Source organism: Micromonospora sp. NPDC047527 (genome assembly GCF_040643015.1).
Lineage (GTDB): Bacteria > Actinomycetota > Actinomycetes > Mycobacteriales > Micromonosporaceae > Micromonospora.
The window spans coordinates 111892-125027 of sequence record NZ_JBEYTK010000007.1 but is presented as its reverse complement, the minus strand read 5'-3'; the positions used below and the strand labels follow the sequence as shown (position 1 = coordinate 125027).

General features: G+C 75.3%; 11 protein-coding genes. 6 read left to right on the top strand and 5 right to left on the bottom strand.

What is annotated here, in order from left to right; translation table 11 throughout:
• Positions 1 to 42: 42 nt before the first annotated feature.
• The 4 genes from ABZ808_RS25045 to ABZ808_RS25030 form a co-directional block, all read right to left on the bottom strand.
• Positions 43 to 3465, bottom strand: coding sequence for an error-prone DNA polymerase (locus ABZ808_RS25045; RefSeq protein WP_357010950.1), 3423 nt, complete (start codon positions 3463 to 3465; stop codon positions 43 to 45).
• 147 nt (positions 3466 to 3612) lie between these two features.
• Positions 3613 to 5409 (bottom strand): DNA polymerase Y family protein, encoded by a 1797-nt coding sequence (locus ABZ808_RS25040; protein WP_357010948.1) that lies wholly within the window; start codon positions 5407 to 5409, stop codon positions 3613 to 3615.
• On the bottom strand, positions 5406 to 6131 hold the full coding sequence (locus tag ABZ808_RS25035; RefSeq protein WP_357010946.1) for a hypothetical protein: 726 nt from the start codon (positions 6129 to 6131) through the stop codon (positions 5406 to 5408). The genes ABZ808_RS25040 and ABZ808_RS25035 overlap by 4 nt, the downstream gene beginning before the upstream one ends.
• A gap of 87 nt (positions 6132 to 6218) precedes the next feature.
• On the bottom strand, positions 6219 to 6668 hold the full coding sequence (locus ABZ808_RS25030; protein ID WP_357010944.1) for an SAV_6107 family HEPN domain-containing protein: 450 nt from the start codon (positions 6666 to 6668) through the stop codon (positions 6219 to 6221).
• A gap of 430 nt (positions 6669 to 7098) precedes the next feature.
• Between ABZ808_RS25030 and ABZ808_RS25025 the strand changes: the two genes are divergently transcribed.
• From ABZ808_RS25025 to crtI, 6 genes are read left to right on the top strand one after another with little or no spacing between them, the layout of a single operon-like run.
• The gene (locus ABZ808_RS25025) at positions 7099 to 7587 is read left to right on the top strand and encodes a YbaK/EbsC family protein (RefSeq protein ID WP_357010942.1); all 489 of its coding nucleotides are present in this window, start codon (positions 7099 to 7101) and stop codon (positions 7585 to 7587) included.
• Positions 7584 to 8336 (top strand): monooxygenase, encoded by a 753-nt coding sequence (locus tag ABZ808_RS25020; RefSeq protein ID WP_357010940.1) that lies wholly within the window; start codon positions 7584 to 7586, stop codon positions 8334 to 8336. The genes ABZ808_RS25025 and ABZ808_RS25020 overlap by 4 nt, the downstream gene beginning before the upstream one ends.
• A complete protein-coding gene (locus tag ABZ808_RS25015; protein WP_357010938.1) occupies positions 8333 to 8884 on the top strand; it encodes a GNAT family N-acetyltransferase in 552 nt (183 codons plus the stop codon). Before ABZ808_RS25020 ends, ABZ808_RS25015 begins: the two co-directional genes overlap by 4 nt.
• Positions 8881 to 9795 (top strand): carotenoid biosynthesis protein, encoded by a 915-nt coding sequence (locus tag ABZ808_RS25010; RefSeq protein WP_357010936.1) that lies wholly within the window; start codon positions 8881 to 8883, stop codon positions 9793 to 9795. The genes ABZ808_RS25015 and ABZ808_RS25010 overlap by 4 nt, the downstream gene beginning before the upstream one ends.
• Positions 9792 to 10919 carry a glycosyltransferase family 2 protein gene (locus ABZ808_RS25005; protein ID WP_357010934.1) on the top strand — a complete coding sequence of 376 codons (1128 nt, stop codon included), beginning with the start codon at positions 9792 to 9794 and terminating at the stop codon, positions 10917 to 10919. The genes ABZ808_RS25010 and ABZ808_RS25005 overlap by 4 nt, the downstream gene beginning before the upstream one ends.
• Before the next feature lie 11 nt (positions 10920 to 10930).
• The gene (crtI, locus tag ABZ808_RS25000) at positions 10931 to 12418 is read left to right on the top strand and encodes a phytoene desaturase family protein (RefSeq protein ID WP_357010932.1); all 1488 of its coding nucleotides are present in this window, start codon (positions 10931 to 10933) and stop codon (positions 12416 to 12418) included.
• A gap of 10 nt (positions 12419 to 12428) precedes the next feature.
• On the opposite strand, the gene ABZ808_RS24995 is transcribed toward crtI, so the two are convergent.
• Positions 12429 to 13118 (bottom strand): CDP-alcohol phosphatidyltransferase family protein, encoded by a 690-nt coding sequence (locus ABZ808_RS24995; protein WP_357010930.1) that lies wholly within the window; start codon positions 13116 to 13118, stop codon positions 12429 to 12431.
• Positions 13119 to 13136: the final 18 nt, after the last annotated feature.

The window sequence follows — 13136 nt, the reverse complement described above, 5'->3', positions numbered from 1 at the left end:
TCCCGCTCAACGGCATCGGAAACCGTAATGTGGATCACTGGATCAGCGAAAGTCACGGGATGCGGGGCTGACCGGAGGCTCAATGGCGTCCAACCGGTCGGCGACCAGGTTGGTCACGCCCTCGTGCCGTTGCAGCCGCCCCCGGACCACCAGCGCGGCGCTGGTCCGGGCCACCCGCCGGTAGCGCTGCCACAGCCCCGGCGAGCAGGTGACGTTGAGCATCCCGGTCTCGTCCTCCAGGTTGAGGAAGGTGACCCCGCCCGCGGTCGCCGGGCGCTGCCGGTGGGTGACGATGCCGCCGACCCGGATCCGCTGGCCCGGCTCCACCCGACCGAGCCGGGCGATCGGCACCGCGCCGAGCACGTCGAGCTGACCCCGGATGAACCGGGCCGGATGGCTCTCCGGCGACAACCCGGTGGCCCACACGTCGGCGACCAGCCGGTCCACCGCCTCCATCCCGGGCAGCGTGGGCGCCGCCGCGCCGGTCACCGTGCCGGGCAGCCGGCCCGGCCGATCCTGGGCCGCCGCGCCGGCGGCCCAGAGCGCCTCCCGCCGGGTCAGCCCGAAACAGGCGAAGGCGTCCGCGGTGGCCAGCGCCTCCAACTGCGTGGCGGTGAGACCGACCCGCCGGGCCAGATCGGGCATGTCCCGGTACGGCCCGTGCGCCGCCCGCTCGGCCTCGATCCGCTCGGCCACGTCAGCCCCGAGGGTACGCACGCTGGACAGCCCGAGCCGGACCGCCGGACCGCCCAGCCCCCAGGCGTGCGGCGGCTCGCCCGGCCCGCTGCCCCACCGGGTGTCCGGGGTGGACTCCAGCACCGCCTTCGCGCCGCTGGCGTTGATGTCGGGGCGGCGGACCTCCACCCCGTGCCGGCGGGCGTCGTCGACCAGGGTCTGTGGAGAGTAGAAGCCCATCGGCTGGGCGTTGAGCAGCGCGGCCAGGAACGGCGCCGGGTGGTAGCGCTTGAGCCAGGAACTGGCATAGACCAGGTAGGCGAAGCTCATCGCGTGGCTCTCCGGGAAGCCGTAGCTGGCGAACGCGGTGAGCTTGCGGTAGACGTCGTCGGCCAACTCGCCGGTGATGCCCCGCTCGGCCATCCCGGCGTAGAGCCGGTCGGCGATCCGGGTCATCCGCTCGACCGAACGCTTCGCGCCCATCGCCCGGCGCAACTGGTCGGCCTCGGCCGCGTCGAAACCCGCCAGGTCGATGGCGAGCTGCATCAACTGCTCCTGGAACAGCGGCACACCCAGGGTCTTCTCCAGGGCGTTGCGCATCAACGGGTGCGCGAACGTCACCGGCTCCTGGCCGTTCTTGCGTCGGATGAACGGGTGCACCGAGCCGCCCTGGATCGGGCCGGGCCGGATCAGCGCCACCTCGACCACCAGGTCGTAGAACTCGCGGGGCTTGAGCCGGGGCAGGGTGGCCATCTGGGCGCGGCTCTCCACCTGGAACACCCCGACCGAGTCGGCCCGGCAGAGCATGTCGTAGACCTCCGGGTCGTCCAGCGTCATGTCACCGAGGTCCAGCCGGGACCCGATCATGTCGTAGCCGTAGTGCAGGGCGGAGAGCATGCCGAGGCCGAGCAGGTCGAACTTCACCAGGCCCACCGCGGCGCAGTCGTCCTTGTCCCACTGGAGCACGCTGCGCCCGGGCATCCGCCCCCACTCCACCGGGCAGACCTCGATCACCGGCCGGTCGCAGATCACCATGCCGCCGGAGTGGATGCCCAGGTGCCGGGGGAACGTCTGCAACTCGTTGGCGTACTCCACCACCTGCTCCGGGATGCCCTCGACGTCGACCGTGGCGACCGAGCCCCACCGGTCGATCTGCTTGCTCCAGGCGTCCTGCTGCCCGGGTGAGAAGCCGAACGCCTTGGCCACGTCCCGCACCGCCGACCGGGGCCGGTAGGAGATGACGTTGGCGACCTGGGCGGCGTGCTCCCGGCCGTACCGGGTGTAGACGTGCTGGATCACCTCCTCCCGACGGTCGGACTCGATGTCCACGTCGATGTCCGGTGGGCCGTCCCGCTCGGGGGCGAGGAACCGCTCGAAGAGCAGCCGGTGCCGGACGGCGTCCACGTTGGTGATCCGCAGCGCGTAGCAGACCGCCGAGTTGGCCGCCGAGCCCCGACCTTGGCAGTAGATGTCCTGCTCGCGGCAGAACGCGACGATGTCGTAGACCACCAGGAAGTAGCCGGGGAAGCCCAACTCCTCGATCATGTTCAGCTCGTGGTCGAGTTGCGCGTACGCGGCCGGATGCGCCTGCGGTGGCCCGTAGCGCTCCCGCGCGCCGTCGGCGGTCAGCTTGCGCAACCAGCTCATCTCCGTGTGCCCCGGCGGCACCGGGTACGCCGGCAGCCGCGGCGCGACCAGTTGGAGGTCGAAGGCCAACTCGGCGCCGAACTCCGCCGCTCGGGCCACCGCGCCCGGGTACGCGGCGAACCGGGCCGCCATCTCCGCGCCGCTGCGCAGGTGAGCGGTGGCCGCCGCGGGCAGCCACCCGTCGATCTCGTCCAGGCTGCGCCGCGCCCGCACGGCGGCGACGGTGGTGGCCAGCCGACGTCGGCCCGGCGTGGCGTAGTGCACGTTGTTGCTGGCCACCGTCGGCAGCCCCGCCGCGGCGGCCAACTCGGCGAGCGCGTCGTTGCGGTCGGCGTCGACGGGGTGACCGTGGTCGGTCAGCTCCACCGCCACCGTCTCCGCGCCGAACAACGCGGTCAGCCGGTCCAGCTCACGGGCCGCCGCGTCCACACCCTCGGTGAGCAGCGCCGCCGGCACGTGCCCCTTGCGGCAGCCGGTCAGCACCAACACGTGGTCGCGCAGCTCGGCGGCGACCTCTTCCAGCTCCCCGTAGACCGGGCGACCCTTCTCCCCGCCGCGCAGCTGGGCGCGGGCGATGGTGGTGGCCAGCCGGGCGTACCCCTCGTGGCCGTGCGCGAGCACCAGCAGGTGCGCGCCGTGCGGGTCGGGCTCGCCGTTCTGCGGGCCGGGCAGCCCCAGGGACAGCTCCGCGCCGAAGATGGTCGGCAGGCCCAACGTACGAGCCGCCTCGGCGAACCGGACCACCCCGTAGAAGCCGTCGTGGTCGGTGACGGCGAGCGCGGTGAGCCCCAGCCGGGCCGCCTCCTCGGCCAACTCCTCCGGGTGGCTGGCGCCGTCGAGGAAGCTGAAGTTGGTGTGCGCGTGCAGCTCCGCATAGGGCACCACACCGTCGGGGCGGGTCAGCTCCGGCGGCTGGTACTGCTCGCGGCGGCGACTCCAGGCCGGGGAGTCCCCACCGTCGGCGTCCACGGCGAGCGGGTCCACCACGTGCAGGTGCCGCTCCTCGCGCGGCCGCCCGCCGCCCGACCTACCACCGGCCCGCCCGTCGTCGACCAGCCCGTCGCCAGCCCGCCCGTCGCCAGCCCGCCCGGAGAGCACCCGCTCCAGCTCCGACCAGGGCATCTTCGGGTTGTGGAAGCTCATCCCCGCCACTCCCGGCTGATCCCGAGCATGATCGGCTCCACATCGCCGAAGTGGGGGTGTCCCACCCATTCGGACAGCCCCACTTCGGCGATGTGGAGTCGATCAAGGCTGGAGGGCTTCCGGCCGGCCGGACCCACGGCCCGGCACTCAGTCATAGATCGCCTCCACCAGCCACTGCCCGGCCTCGACGGCGAGCAGCAGAGCGGTGCCGTCGGCCAGACAGACCTGGAACCGGGCCCGCCGCCGCGCCTCGGCCGGCGCCCACCACCGCTCGTCCACCGGCCACGGGCCGGCCCAGCCGACGATCTCCGCCGGTCGACCGGTGCCGACCACCAGCCGGGCGGGCGGAGCGCTCACCGCCAGCCGCGCGCTGATCACCACCGCCTCGCCGGCGGCGTCGTGCACGGTCGCCGCGAGTGGGCTCGGCAGCACCACCGCCGGCGAGGGCCGCGGCAGCCGACCGGGCCACGGCGGCACTCCGCCCCCACCGCGGCCAGCAGCCCGACCAACGCCCGCAGCCCGACCTGCACCGACGGCCCGACCAGCCTCCGCAACCCCGCCGGCACCAGCAACGCTGTCAGCGCCCGCAACACGACCAGCGCCCGCAACCCCGCCGACGCCCGCAGCACGACCAACACCCGCAACCCCGCCAGCGTCCGCAGCACGGCCAGCGGCGGTAGCGAACGGCTCGTCCGGCGGCGACGGTGGTGGGCCGGGACGGTCGGGGAGCCGCTCGTCGCCCCAGGGCACCAGTCGCACCTGGTCGGCCGGGGAGCGCCCGCCGCCGAGCACCGCGGTGACCACCGCTTCCGGGCCGAGGATGCCCTGCACCCGGCTCAACGCCCGGTGCGCGCGCTCCCGCTCCTCGCCGGTCTCCCCCCAGAGGCCGGCCTGGAGGCCGGCCTGGGCGATCACCCCGTCCGGGACCAGTCGCAGCCGGATGATGCCGGCCGTCGGCCGGGCCGGTCGGGCGCCGACGCGGCCGTTGCTGCCGGAAAGCCAACCGTCCAACTGCCAGCGCACCCGGTCGGCGATGGCCGCGGCGGTGAGCAGACCGTCGTGCCGCCACACCCGGTGCAACTCCTGCCCGTGCGCGGTGACCGCCTCGATGCCGAGTCGGGTGCAGGCCAGCCCGTGCCCGGCGAGCCGGTCGTGCAACCGCTCGGCGAGCGCGCGGGCGGCGAACGCCGCCGCGTCGACCCGGTCGATCGGCTCGTCGTGCTCGGCGGTCACCGTCAGGTCGGTCGGCGGCTGCCGGACAGCGAGCGGGCGGTGATCCCGCCCGGCGGCCAGCCGGTGGGCCAGTGCGCCGTCGAACCCGAACCGTGCCAGCACGTCGCCGGCCGGCAGTGCGGCGAAGTCACCGAGGGTCCGTACCCCCAGCCGGCGCAGCAGATCGGCCAGTGCCGACCGGCCGAGCGCCTCGACCGGCAGCCCGGCCAGGAACGCCGGCGTCCCACCCGGCGGCACCACCCGGCCCGCGCGGGCGGCCAACCCCGCGGCGAACACCCCGTCGGCGATGCCCACCTGGCTCTCCACCAGACACGACTGGGCGACGTGCTCGATGAGTCGTTCGGCGGCCGCCTCCTCGCCGCCGAGGTAACGGCTCGGACCCCGGGCGGCCACCGCGCAGGCACCCGGACGGACCACCTCGACGCCGGCGACCACCTCCTCCACGGCGGCGACCACCGGCTCGAACGCCCGGGCGTCCCGACCCGGGTCGTACTCCACGACGGTGAGCTGTGGGCAACGGCCCTGCGCCTCCCGCTTGCGCAGCCCTCGGCGCACCCCCTCGGCGCGGGCCCGCTCGGAGCAGGCGACGACCCGATTGGCGTGCAGCACGGCGACCGGCCCGGTGGCCGGCACCCCGTCGATGATCTCGGCGGCGAGCACCGGCCAGTCCGGGCACCACAGCAGCAGGGTCCGGACCGGCGAGCCGGTCATCCCCGCCCGACCAGGGCGAGCGGCACGGCTGGTCGGCCCACGGTCGACCGCACCGTCCGGGGGATCACCCGGGTCAGCTCGTCACCGGGGAGCCAGACCTTGATCTCCTTGGGTCGGGCGGCCGCTCCGCGCCCCCGCGCCGAGACCGTGACCTCCCGGCGACGCAGCCGCCCCCGACCCTGACCGAGCCCTTCCCAGAACCCGCGGACCACCTGCAACGTCACGTCCGCGCCGTCCCACCGGCCGTACGGGACGAGCACGCTGCCGCGCTGCCGAGCCCGGGCGGCCAGCCGGGTGGCGACCGAGGCGGAGACGGCAGCCGGTACGGCGGTGACCACGACATCCACCCCGTCGATCAGCGCGGCGACTACGGTGGCCCACTCGGGACCGGGATTCGGCACCAGGGCCAGCCGGTCCAGGGCGATGCCGAGCTCGGCGGCCGCGCCCGCGCCGAACGTCGGCACGCCGACCACGGCGCACCACGAGCCAGCCCGGGATGCCTCGGCGAGCAGGGCCAGCACCAGCGAGGTGCCACCGCTGTGCCGGGGTTGACCGACGGCGACCGCGATGGTGCTGCCCCGGCGCAGACCTCGGTTGGGCAGGAGGCCGGTCAGCTCGGGCGCCACCGGTAGCACCCGGTGGCCGCCGACCGGATCGGGTGCGCTCGCCGGACGGACCAGATCGGCCAGAGCGGCGGAACCGACCACCATGCGGCCCGCCATCGGACCAACCCCCCGTCGTTGCTGTGGAACAGATCAGGACCGGCACGTCGTGACGCCGGCCGCCGGACGGCCGACGTCACGACGGGGTCAGGCGACGAGGCCGTCCAGGGCCGGCTGGTGGGCCACGCCGAGCGCGGTCTCCACCACCGTGACGAACTGTTCGGCCGCGCGGAGCAGGTCGTCGGCCTCCCGGGCGCTGACCACCCGCGGAATGCCGGCCTCGGCGGCGGCCCGCTTGCTGGCCCCGGCGGCGAAGAAGCGCGCCCACTCGTCGAGCTCGGGGGCGACGGCGCAGAGCAGGACCCAGACGCTGGTGATCCGATTGCGCCGGCTCGGCGCGGGCCGGGCCCGGGCGGCGAGCAGGGCGGCCGCCGCGCGCAGCGCGGCCAGGTGGGCGGCCGCGTAGCGCAGACCGTCGGGGCGGGTCTGGCCGGCCTCGACCAGCCCGCGACGGGCCAACGTGAGGAGCTGGGTGGGGGTGCGGTGCGGCAACACGTGCGCCGGCACCGCCGGTGCCTGAGCCGGGTTGGTCGGCATGGACTGTCTCCTCCACGTGGCCGGGGCGTCGACCGGCGCAGAGGTGCCGCCGGCGAGACGCCGAGGTCGGGTGGTGCGGAGGAAGACGCACCGGGGATGGCCGGCCGGGTGTGGATGCTTCCCCACACCACACCCGGCCGGCGTACCGGCGGGTTCGTCGCCCGCCGCCCGGGGGTCGTGGGCGGCGGGCGACGCTCCTGCCTGTCGGGACCGGGCTCGCGACTGCCCGGAAACCCAGGTGCGGCCCGCGGAGCCGCACCGCCCGGAGCTGGCGCCGCGAAACACCGCGCTCCGGCTGGTTGGAACGAGCGTGCGAGGCAATCGAACACTCGTTCTAACTGCTGTTGACAGTACACCTCCCCTCCGACGAAAACGCAACGTGTGACGCGCCGGCTGAACCGTTCGCGGACGGACCGTGAAGAATGGCGACATGCAGCCACACCCGAACGTACGGGCGGTGCAGGACGCACTCGACGGCGCCGGTGCGCTCGACGGCGCCGGCCGACCCAGCACGGTCCGCCTGCTGCCCGACGCGGTGCACACCGCGGTGGCGGCCGCCGAGGCGCTCGGCGTCGAGGTCGGCCAGATCGCCAACTCGCTGATCTTCGACGCGGACGGCGAGCCGCTGCTCGTGCTCACCTCCGGCGCGCACCGGGTGGACACCGCCGGCCTTGCCGCGTCGATCGGGGTCACCCGGTTGCGCCGGGCCACCCCGGAGTTCGTCCGGGCGCACACCGGGCAGCCGATCGGCGGGGTCGCCCCGCTCGGGCACCCGCAGGCGCTGCGCACCCTGGTGGACCAGGCGTTGGCGGCGTACCCGGAGATCTGGGCCGCGGGCGGCGTACCGCAGGCGGTCTTCCCGACCACCTACGCCGAGCTGCTGCGGGTCACCGCCGGCACACCGGCCGAGGTGGCGTGAGCGAGCGGACCAGCAACGCCGTACCGGAGCTGGTCACCCTGCACGTGTGGCGGACCGCCCGGGGCGCGCTGCCCCGGGCGCTGACCAGGATGGCGGTGGACCCGCGCCGGCTGCGGGCCCTGCCCGGCGTCCGGTTCGGCAAGCTGCTGGGCACCGGGACCGGCACCGGCTTCGGGCCGGCGGACGCCGACCTGACCCGGTGGGCGGCGCTGACCGTGTGGGACTCCCCCGCCGCGGCGGCCGGCTTCGACGACTCGCCGGTCGGGCGCGCCTGGGCGCGGATCGCCCTCGCCCAGGCCCGGGTCGACCTGCGCCCGCTGAGCAGCCGGGGCGAGTGGTCCGGCCAGCGGCCGTTCGGCGAGCCGCCGGGCGGCCGGGCCACCGGCCCGGTCCTGGCGCTGACCCGGGCCCGGTTGCGTGCCCGCCGGGCGGCCACCTTCTGGCGGGCGATCCCGCCGGTGGCCGCCGCCCTGCGCGACGCGCCCGGGCTGCTGGCCCGGTTCGGCGTCGGTGAGGCTCCGCTGGGTTGGCAGGGCACGGTCAGCGTGTGGCGCGACCCGACGGACCTGGTGGCGTTCGCGTACCGTCACCCGGAGCATCGGGCGGCGATCATGCGAACCCCCACCGCGGGCTGGTACGCCGAGGAGCTGTTCGCCCGGTTCGAGGTACGCGACGTGGTCGGCGACCGGACGGTGCTCGGGTGGGTCGTCGACGGCGACCCCGCAACGGTGAAGGATGGACGGGCATGAGGTTGGTGCGCTGGACGCCGGACGATCTCGTCCGACGGCTGGACGACGTGGTGGCCGTCTACGGCGAGGCGATGGGATACCGCACCGACCTGCTGGAGGCCCGGCGCGGCTACATCGCCACCCACGTCCGCCGGCCCGGTTTCCGGGCCGTGGCCAGCCTGACCAGCGAGGGGCACCTCGCCGGCTTCGGCTACGGCTATCTGGGCGGCCCCGGCCAGTGGTGGCACGACCAGGTGCACCGGGCACTGGACGCCCCGACCCGGCAGCGCTGGCTCATCCACTGCTTCGAGGTGGTCGAGCTGCACGTCCGGCCGCCGGCGCAGGGGCACGGGCTGGGCGCCGGCCAACTGCGGGCGCTGCTCACGATGGCCGAGGGCGACACCACGCTGCTGTCCACCCCGGAGGCCGAGGAGCAGACCTCGCGGGCCTGGCGGCTGTACCGGCGGTTCGGCTTCGTCGACGTGCTGCGCGACTTCCACTTCCCCGGCGACGACCGGCCGTTCGGCGTGCTCGGGCGGGACCTGCCGCTCGATCCACCGGCGTCATGACCCGGCGGATCTCCTGGACGCTGCTCGGCGTCCTGGTGCTCGCCCAGATCTGCTACCCGCTCACCACCGGCGACACCCGGGCCGGGCTGACCGTGGCCACCGTCGTGCTCGGCTGGCTGCTCTCGGTCGGCCACGCGCTGCTCAGTCGAGGGCCCCGGGTCGCGGCCGCGCTGGTCGCGGTGGCCACCGGCGGAGGGTTCGCGATCGAGGCGATCGGGGTGGCCACCGGTGTGCCGTTCGGCAGCTACGACTACTCCGGTGAGCTCGGCCCCAAGCTGGCCGGGGTGCCGCTGATCATCCCGCTGGCCTGGACCTGGATGGCCTGGCCGGCCTGGCTCGCCGCAGTCCGCCTGACCGGCGGCAGCGGCCCGACGGCCGGCGGCAACACCTCGACGGCCAGCGGTTCGACGGCCAGCGGCAACGCCTCGACGGCCGGCGCCAGCACCTCGACGGCCGGCCGGTGGGTGGGGCGGATCGCGCTGGCCACGGTGGGGCTGGCCGCCTGGGATCTCTTCCTCGACCCGCAGATGGTCGCCGAGGGCTACTGGGTCTGGCGCAACGCCACCCCGGCGCTGCCCGGCCTGCCCGGCATCCCGGTCAGCAACTACCTGGGCTGGCTGCTCTTCGCGGTGCTGATGATGAGCGCGTTGCGCCCGCTGGCCGGCCCGACCGTCGAACGCACCGACCAGCGCGATCACCCGATGTTCGCGCTCTACCTGTGGACGTACTTCTCCAGCATCCTGGCCCACGCGGTCTTCCTCGACCTGCCCGCCTCGGCGCTCTGGGGCGCGGCCGGGATGGCGGTGACCGCCGTACCGCTGGCGGTGACCCTGCTGCGCGCCCGCCGGGCCGGCGACACGCTCCGGGACGACCACCAGCCGGCCCGCCCCGGCGTCGACGCGACCCGATGACCGTCCTGCTGGTCCTGCTGGTCGCCGTTGCCGCGCTGACCGGGCACACCTGGCTCAACGCCGCCCGCTGGCTGCGCCGGCCCACCGACCGGCCGGACGAGATCGACGAGCCGGTGGCCGTGCTGCTGCCGCTGCGCGACGAGGCGGCCCGGGTCACCGACTGCCTGCGCGCCCTGCTCGCCCAGCGGGGCGTGCCCGACCTGCGCATCGTGGTCCTCGACGACGGGTCCACCGACGGCACCGCCGACGTGGTCCGCGCGGTGGTCGGCGACGACCCGAGGGTCACCCTGCTCAGCGGGGTCGCCCCGCCGCCGGGCTGGCTGGGCAAACCACACGCCTGCTGGCAGCTGGCCACCCGGGCCGACCCGGCCGCCACCGTGCTGGTCTTCGTCGACGCCGACGTGGTGCTCGCCCCGCACGCCGTGGCCGCCGCCGTCACCGAACTGCGCGCCGCCGACGCGACGCTGCTGTCGCCGTACCCCCGGATCGTGGTGGCGACGGCGGCCGACCGGCTGGTGCAGCCCCTGCTCCAGTGGCTCTGGCTGACGTTCCTGCCGCTGCGCGCGATGGAACGCTCGCGGCGGCCGTCGCTGGCCGCCGCGGGCGGGCAGTTCCTGGTGCTGGACCGGGCCGGCTACACCGCCACCGGCGGGCACGTCGCGGTCGCCGACAAGATCCTGGAGGACGTCGAGCTGGCCAGGGCGGTCAAGCGGGCCGGTGGGCGGATCGCCCTGGCCGACGGCTCCCGGCTGGCCACCTGCCGGATGTACGACGACTGGCCGCAACTGCGCGACGGGTACTCGAAGTCGCTGTGGGCGACGTTCGGGCATCCGGGCGCGGCGGCCGTCGTGGTGGCGATGCTGCTCCTGCTCTACACCGCCCCGCCGCTGGTCGCGCTGGCCGGCGTGGTGGCCGGCGCGCCGGGGGTGGCCGCCGTGGGTCTGGCCGGTTACCTGCTCGGGGTGGCCGGGCGGGTGCTCACCGGCCGGTCGACGGGGGGCCGGTGGTGGCCCGACGCGCTCGCACACCCCGTGTCGCTCGTGGTCCTCGGTTGGCTGACCCTGCGGTCGTACCATCTGCGAAAGCGACACCGCCTGACCTGGCGGGGCCGCCCGGTCAGCTAGGAGGACGCGGCATGGCGCGGATCGTGGTCGTCGGCGCCGGGGTGGGTGGCCTGGCCACCGCCGCCCGGCTGGCCGCAACCGGGCACCAGGTGACCGTCTTCGAGGCCGCCGACACGGTCGGCGGCAAGCTCGGCCGGTACGTGCACGACACCCCGGCCGGGTCGTTCCACTTCGACACCGGGCCGAGCCTGCTCACCCTGCCCGAGGTCTTCCACGACCTGTTCGAGGCGACCGGGGCGAAGCTCGACGAATACCTGGACCTGGCGCCGCTGGACCCGATCGTCCGGCACGTCTTCGGAGGCGACGGTCCCGCGCTGGACTCCTGCGCCGACCCGGTGGAGTTCGCCGACCGGATCGGGGCCGCCTTCGGTGACCGGGCGGCGGCCGACTGGCAGCGGCTGTGGCGCCGGGCCGCCCGGGTGTGGAACGCCTCCTCGCGGGACATCCTGCGCCGCGCCGTCGACTCCCCCCGCGACCTGGCGTCGCTGGCCTGGCGCGTCGGTGACCTGGCCGCCATCGCGCCGGGCCGCACCCTGCGCGGGTTGGGCCGCCGGCACCTGTCCGACCCGCGGCTGCGGATGCTGCTGGACCGGTACGCCACCTACACCGGCGCCGACCCGCGCCGCGCGCCGGCGGCGCTGGTCGCCGTCCCCTACGCCGAGTTGACCTTCGGCGGTTGGTACCTGCGCGGCGGGCTGGGCACGCTCGCCGACGCGCTGCTGACCCGCTGCCTGGACCTCGGCGTGGTCGTGCAGACCGGCGCCACGGTGACCCGGATCGACGCGGCGGGCGGCCGGGTGCACGGGGTACGCCTCGCCGGCATCGCCGCGCCGGTGCCCGCCGACGTGGTGGTGGCCAACGTGGACGCGCTCACCGTCTACCGTGATCTGCTGCCGCACGCGCGTCGGCTGGCCGGGCTGAGCGACCGCAGCCTGGCCGGCTTCGTGCTGCTGCTCGGCGTCTCCGGCAGCACCGGGCTGGCGCACCACAACGTCTTCTTCCCGCGCGACTACGACGCGGAGTTCGACGCGGTCTTCGGTGATCCGGGGCGGGGCGTACGGGCCCGGCCGGCGGTCGACCCGACGGTGTTCGTCACCGTCGCCGACGACCCGATGGTCCGCCCGGCCGGGCACGAGGCGTGGTTCGTGCTGGTCAACGCCGCTCGGCAGGGCACCTCCGGTGGCGCTGTCGACTGGCGACGCCCGGGGCTGGCCGACGCGTACGCCGACCGGATCCTGGAGGTGCTGGCGCAGCGCGGCGTGGACGTCCGCGACCGGCTGCTGTTCCGCGAGGTCCGCACCCCGGCCGATCTGGACGCGGCGACCGGAGCGCCCGGCGGCGTGATCTACGGGACCGCCGGTGGGCTGCTCCGCCCGGCCAACCGGGGTCCGGCGCACGGCCTGTGGTTGGTGGGCGGTTCCAGCCACCCGGGCGGTGGCCTGCCGATGGTGACCCTCTCCGCGCAGATCGTCGCCGACGAGATCGGCCCCGCCTGGTAAGCCCTGTCGCTCAGCCGGCGTCGAGCAGCGCGCGGCGGACCGTGGAGAGCAACTGCCCCAACCCGAAGCCGGCCAGCAGCACCCACACCGCGGTCGCCATGGTGATGGTGCCGGCGGCCAGATCCGGCTCGATCAGCCCGGCCAGCCCGGCGATCAGCAGCCCGGCCAGCGCGACCGACACCCGGGTGGGTCGCTCGCCGACGGTCACCGCGCCGATCTCGCGCATCCCGGCGGAGACCGCGCGGGCACGGACGTACTCGTGCAGCCAGGACAACGCGCCGCCCGCGACGACCAGCGCACCCGGCGCGCCGACCAGCCAGAACGCCAGCAGCCAGGCCACCTCGCCGAGCCGGTCGGCGACCGAGTCGTAGACGTAGCCGAGCCGGGTGGTGCGGCCGGTGGCCACCGCCACCGCCCCGTCAACGCTGTCGGCCACCGCGGCGAGCAGCACGAACAGCGCGCCGAGGAACGGCCCGTCCGCCGGCCGGGTGGCCAGCAACGGTACGCAGAAGCAGAGCAGCACCCCGGCCACGGTGACCGCGGTGGGGCCGACCCGCAGCCGGCCCAGCACATACCCGACGTGGTAGGAGAACCGCAGCCAGGCGCGGACCACCGGCGCGGCGGCCCGAGGGTCGAACCCGCCGTGCAGCCGCGCCCACGCCGTGGCGTACTGGTCCCAGTTCAGCTGTGTGCCCACCACGGATCAACCGTCGTGCCG

What these genes read in the sequence shown, in the direction of transcription:
- ABZ808_RS25045 (WP_357010950.1), bottom strand. Translation starts at nt 3,465, where the DNA reads ATGAGCTTCCACAACCCGAAGATGCCCTGGTCGGAGCTGGAGCGGGTG.
- ABZ808_RS25035 (WP_357010946.1), bottom strand. Translation starts at nt 6,131, where the DNA reads ATGGCGGGCCGCATGGTGGTCGGTTCCGCCGCTCTGGCCGATCTGGTC.
- ABZ808_RS25010 (WP_357010936.1), top strand. Translation starts at nt 8,881, where the DNA reads ATGACCCGGCGGATCTCCTGGACGCTGCTCGGCGTCCTGGTGCTCGCC.
- ABZ808_RS25005 (WP_357010934.1), top strand. Translation starts at nt 9,792, where the DNA reads ATGACCGTCCTGCTGGTCCTGCTGGTCGCCGTTGCCGCGCTGACCGGG.
- crtI (WP_357010932.1), top strand. Translation starts at nt 10,931, where the DNA reads ATGGCGCGGATCGTGGTCGTCGGCGCCGGGGTGGGTGGCCTGGCCACC.
- ABZ808_RS25030 (WP_357010944.1), bottom strand. Translation starts at nt 6,668, where the DNA reads ATGCCGACCAACCCGGCTCAGGCACCGGCGGTGCCGGCGCACGTGTTG.
- ABZ808_RS25040 (WP_357010948.1), bottom strand. Translation starts at nt 5,409, where the DNA reads ATGACCGGCTCGCCGGTCCGGACCCTGCTGCTGTGGTGCCCGGACTGG.
- ABZ808_RS25015 (WP_357010938.1), top strand. Translation starts at nt 8,333, where the DNA reads ATGAGGTTGGTGCGCTGGACGCCGGACGATCTCGTCCGACGGCTGGAC.
- ABZ808_RS25025 (WP_357010942.1), top strand. Translation starts at nt 7,099, where the DNA reads ATGCAGCCACACCCGAACGTACGGGCGGTGCAGGACGCACTCGACGGC.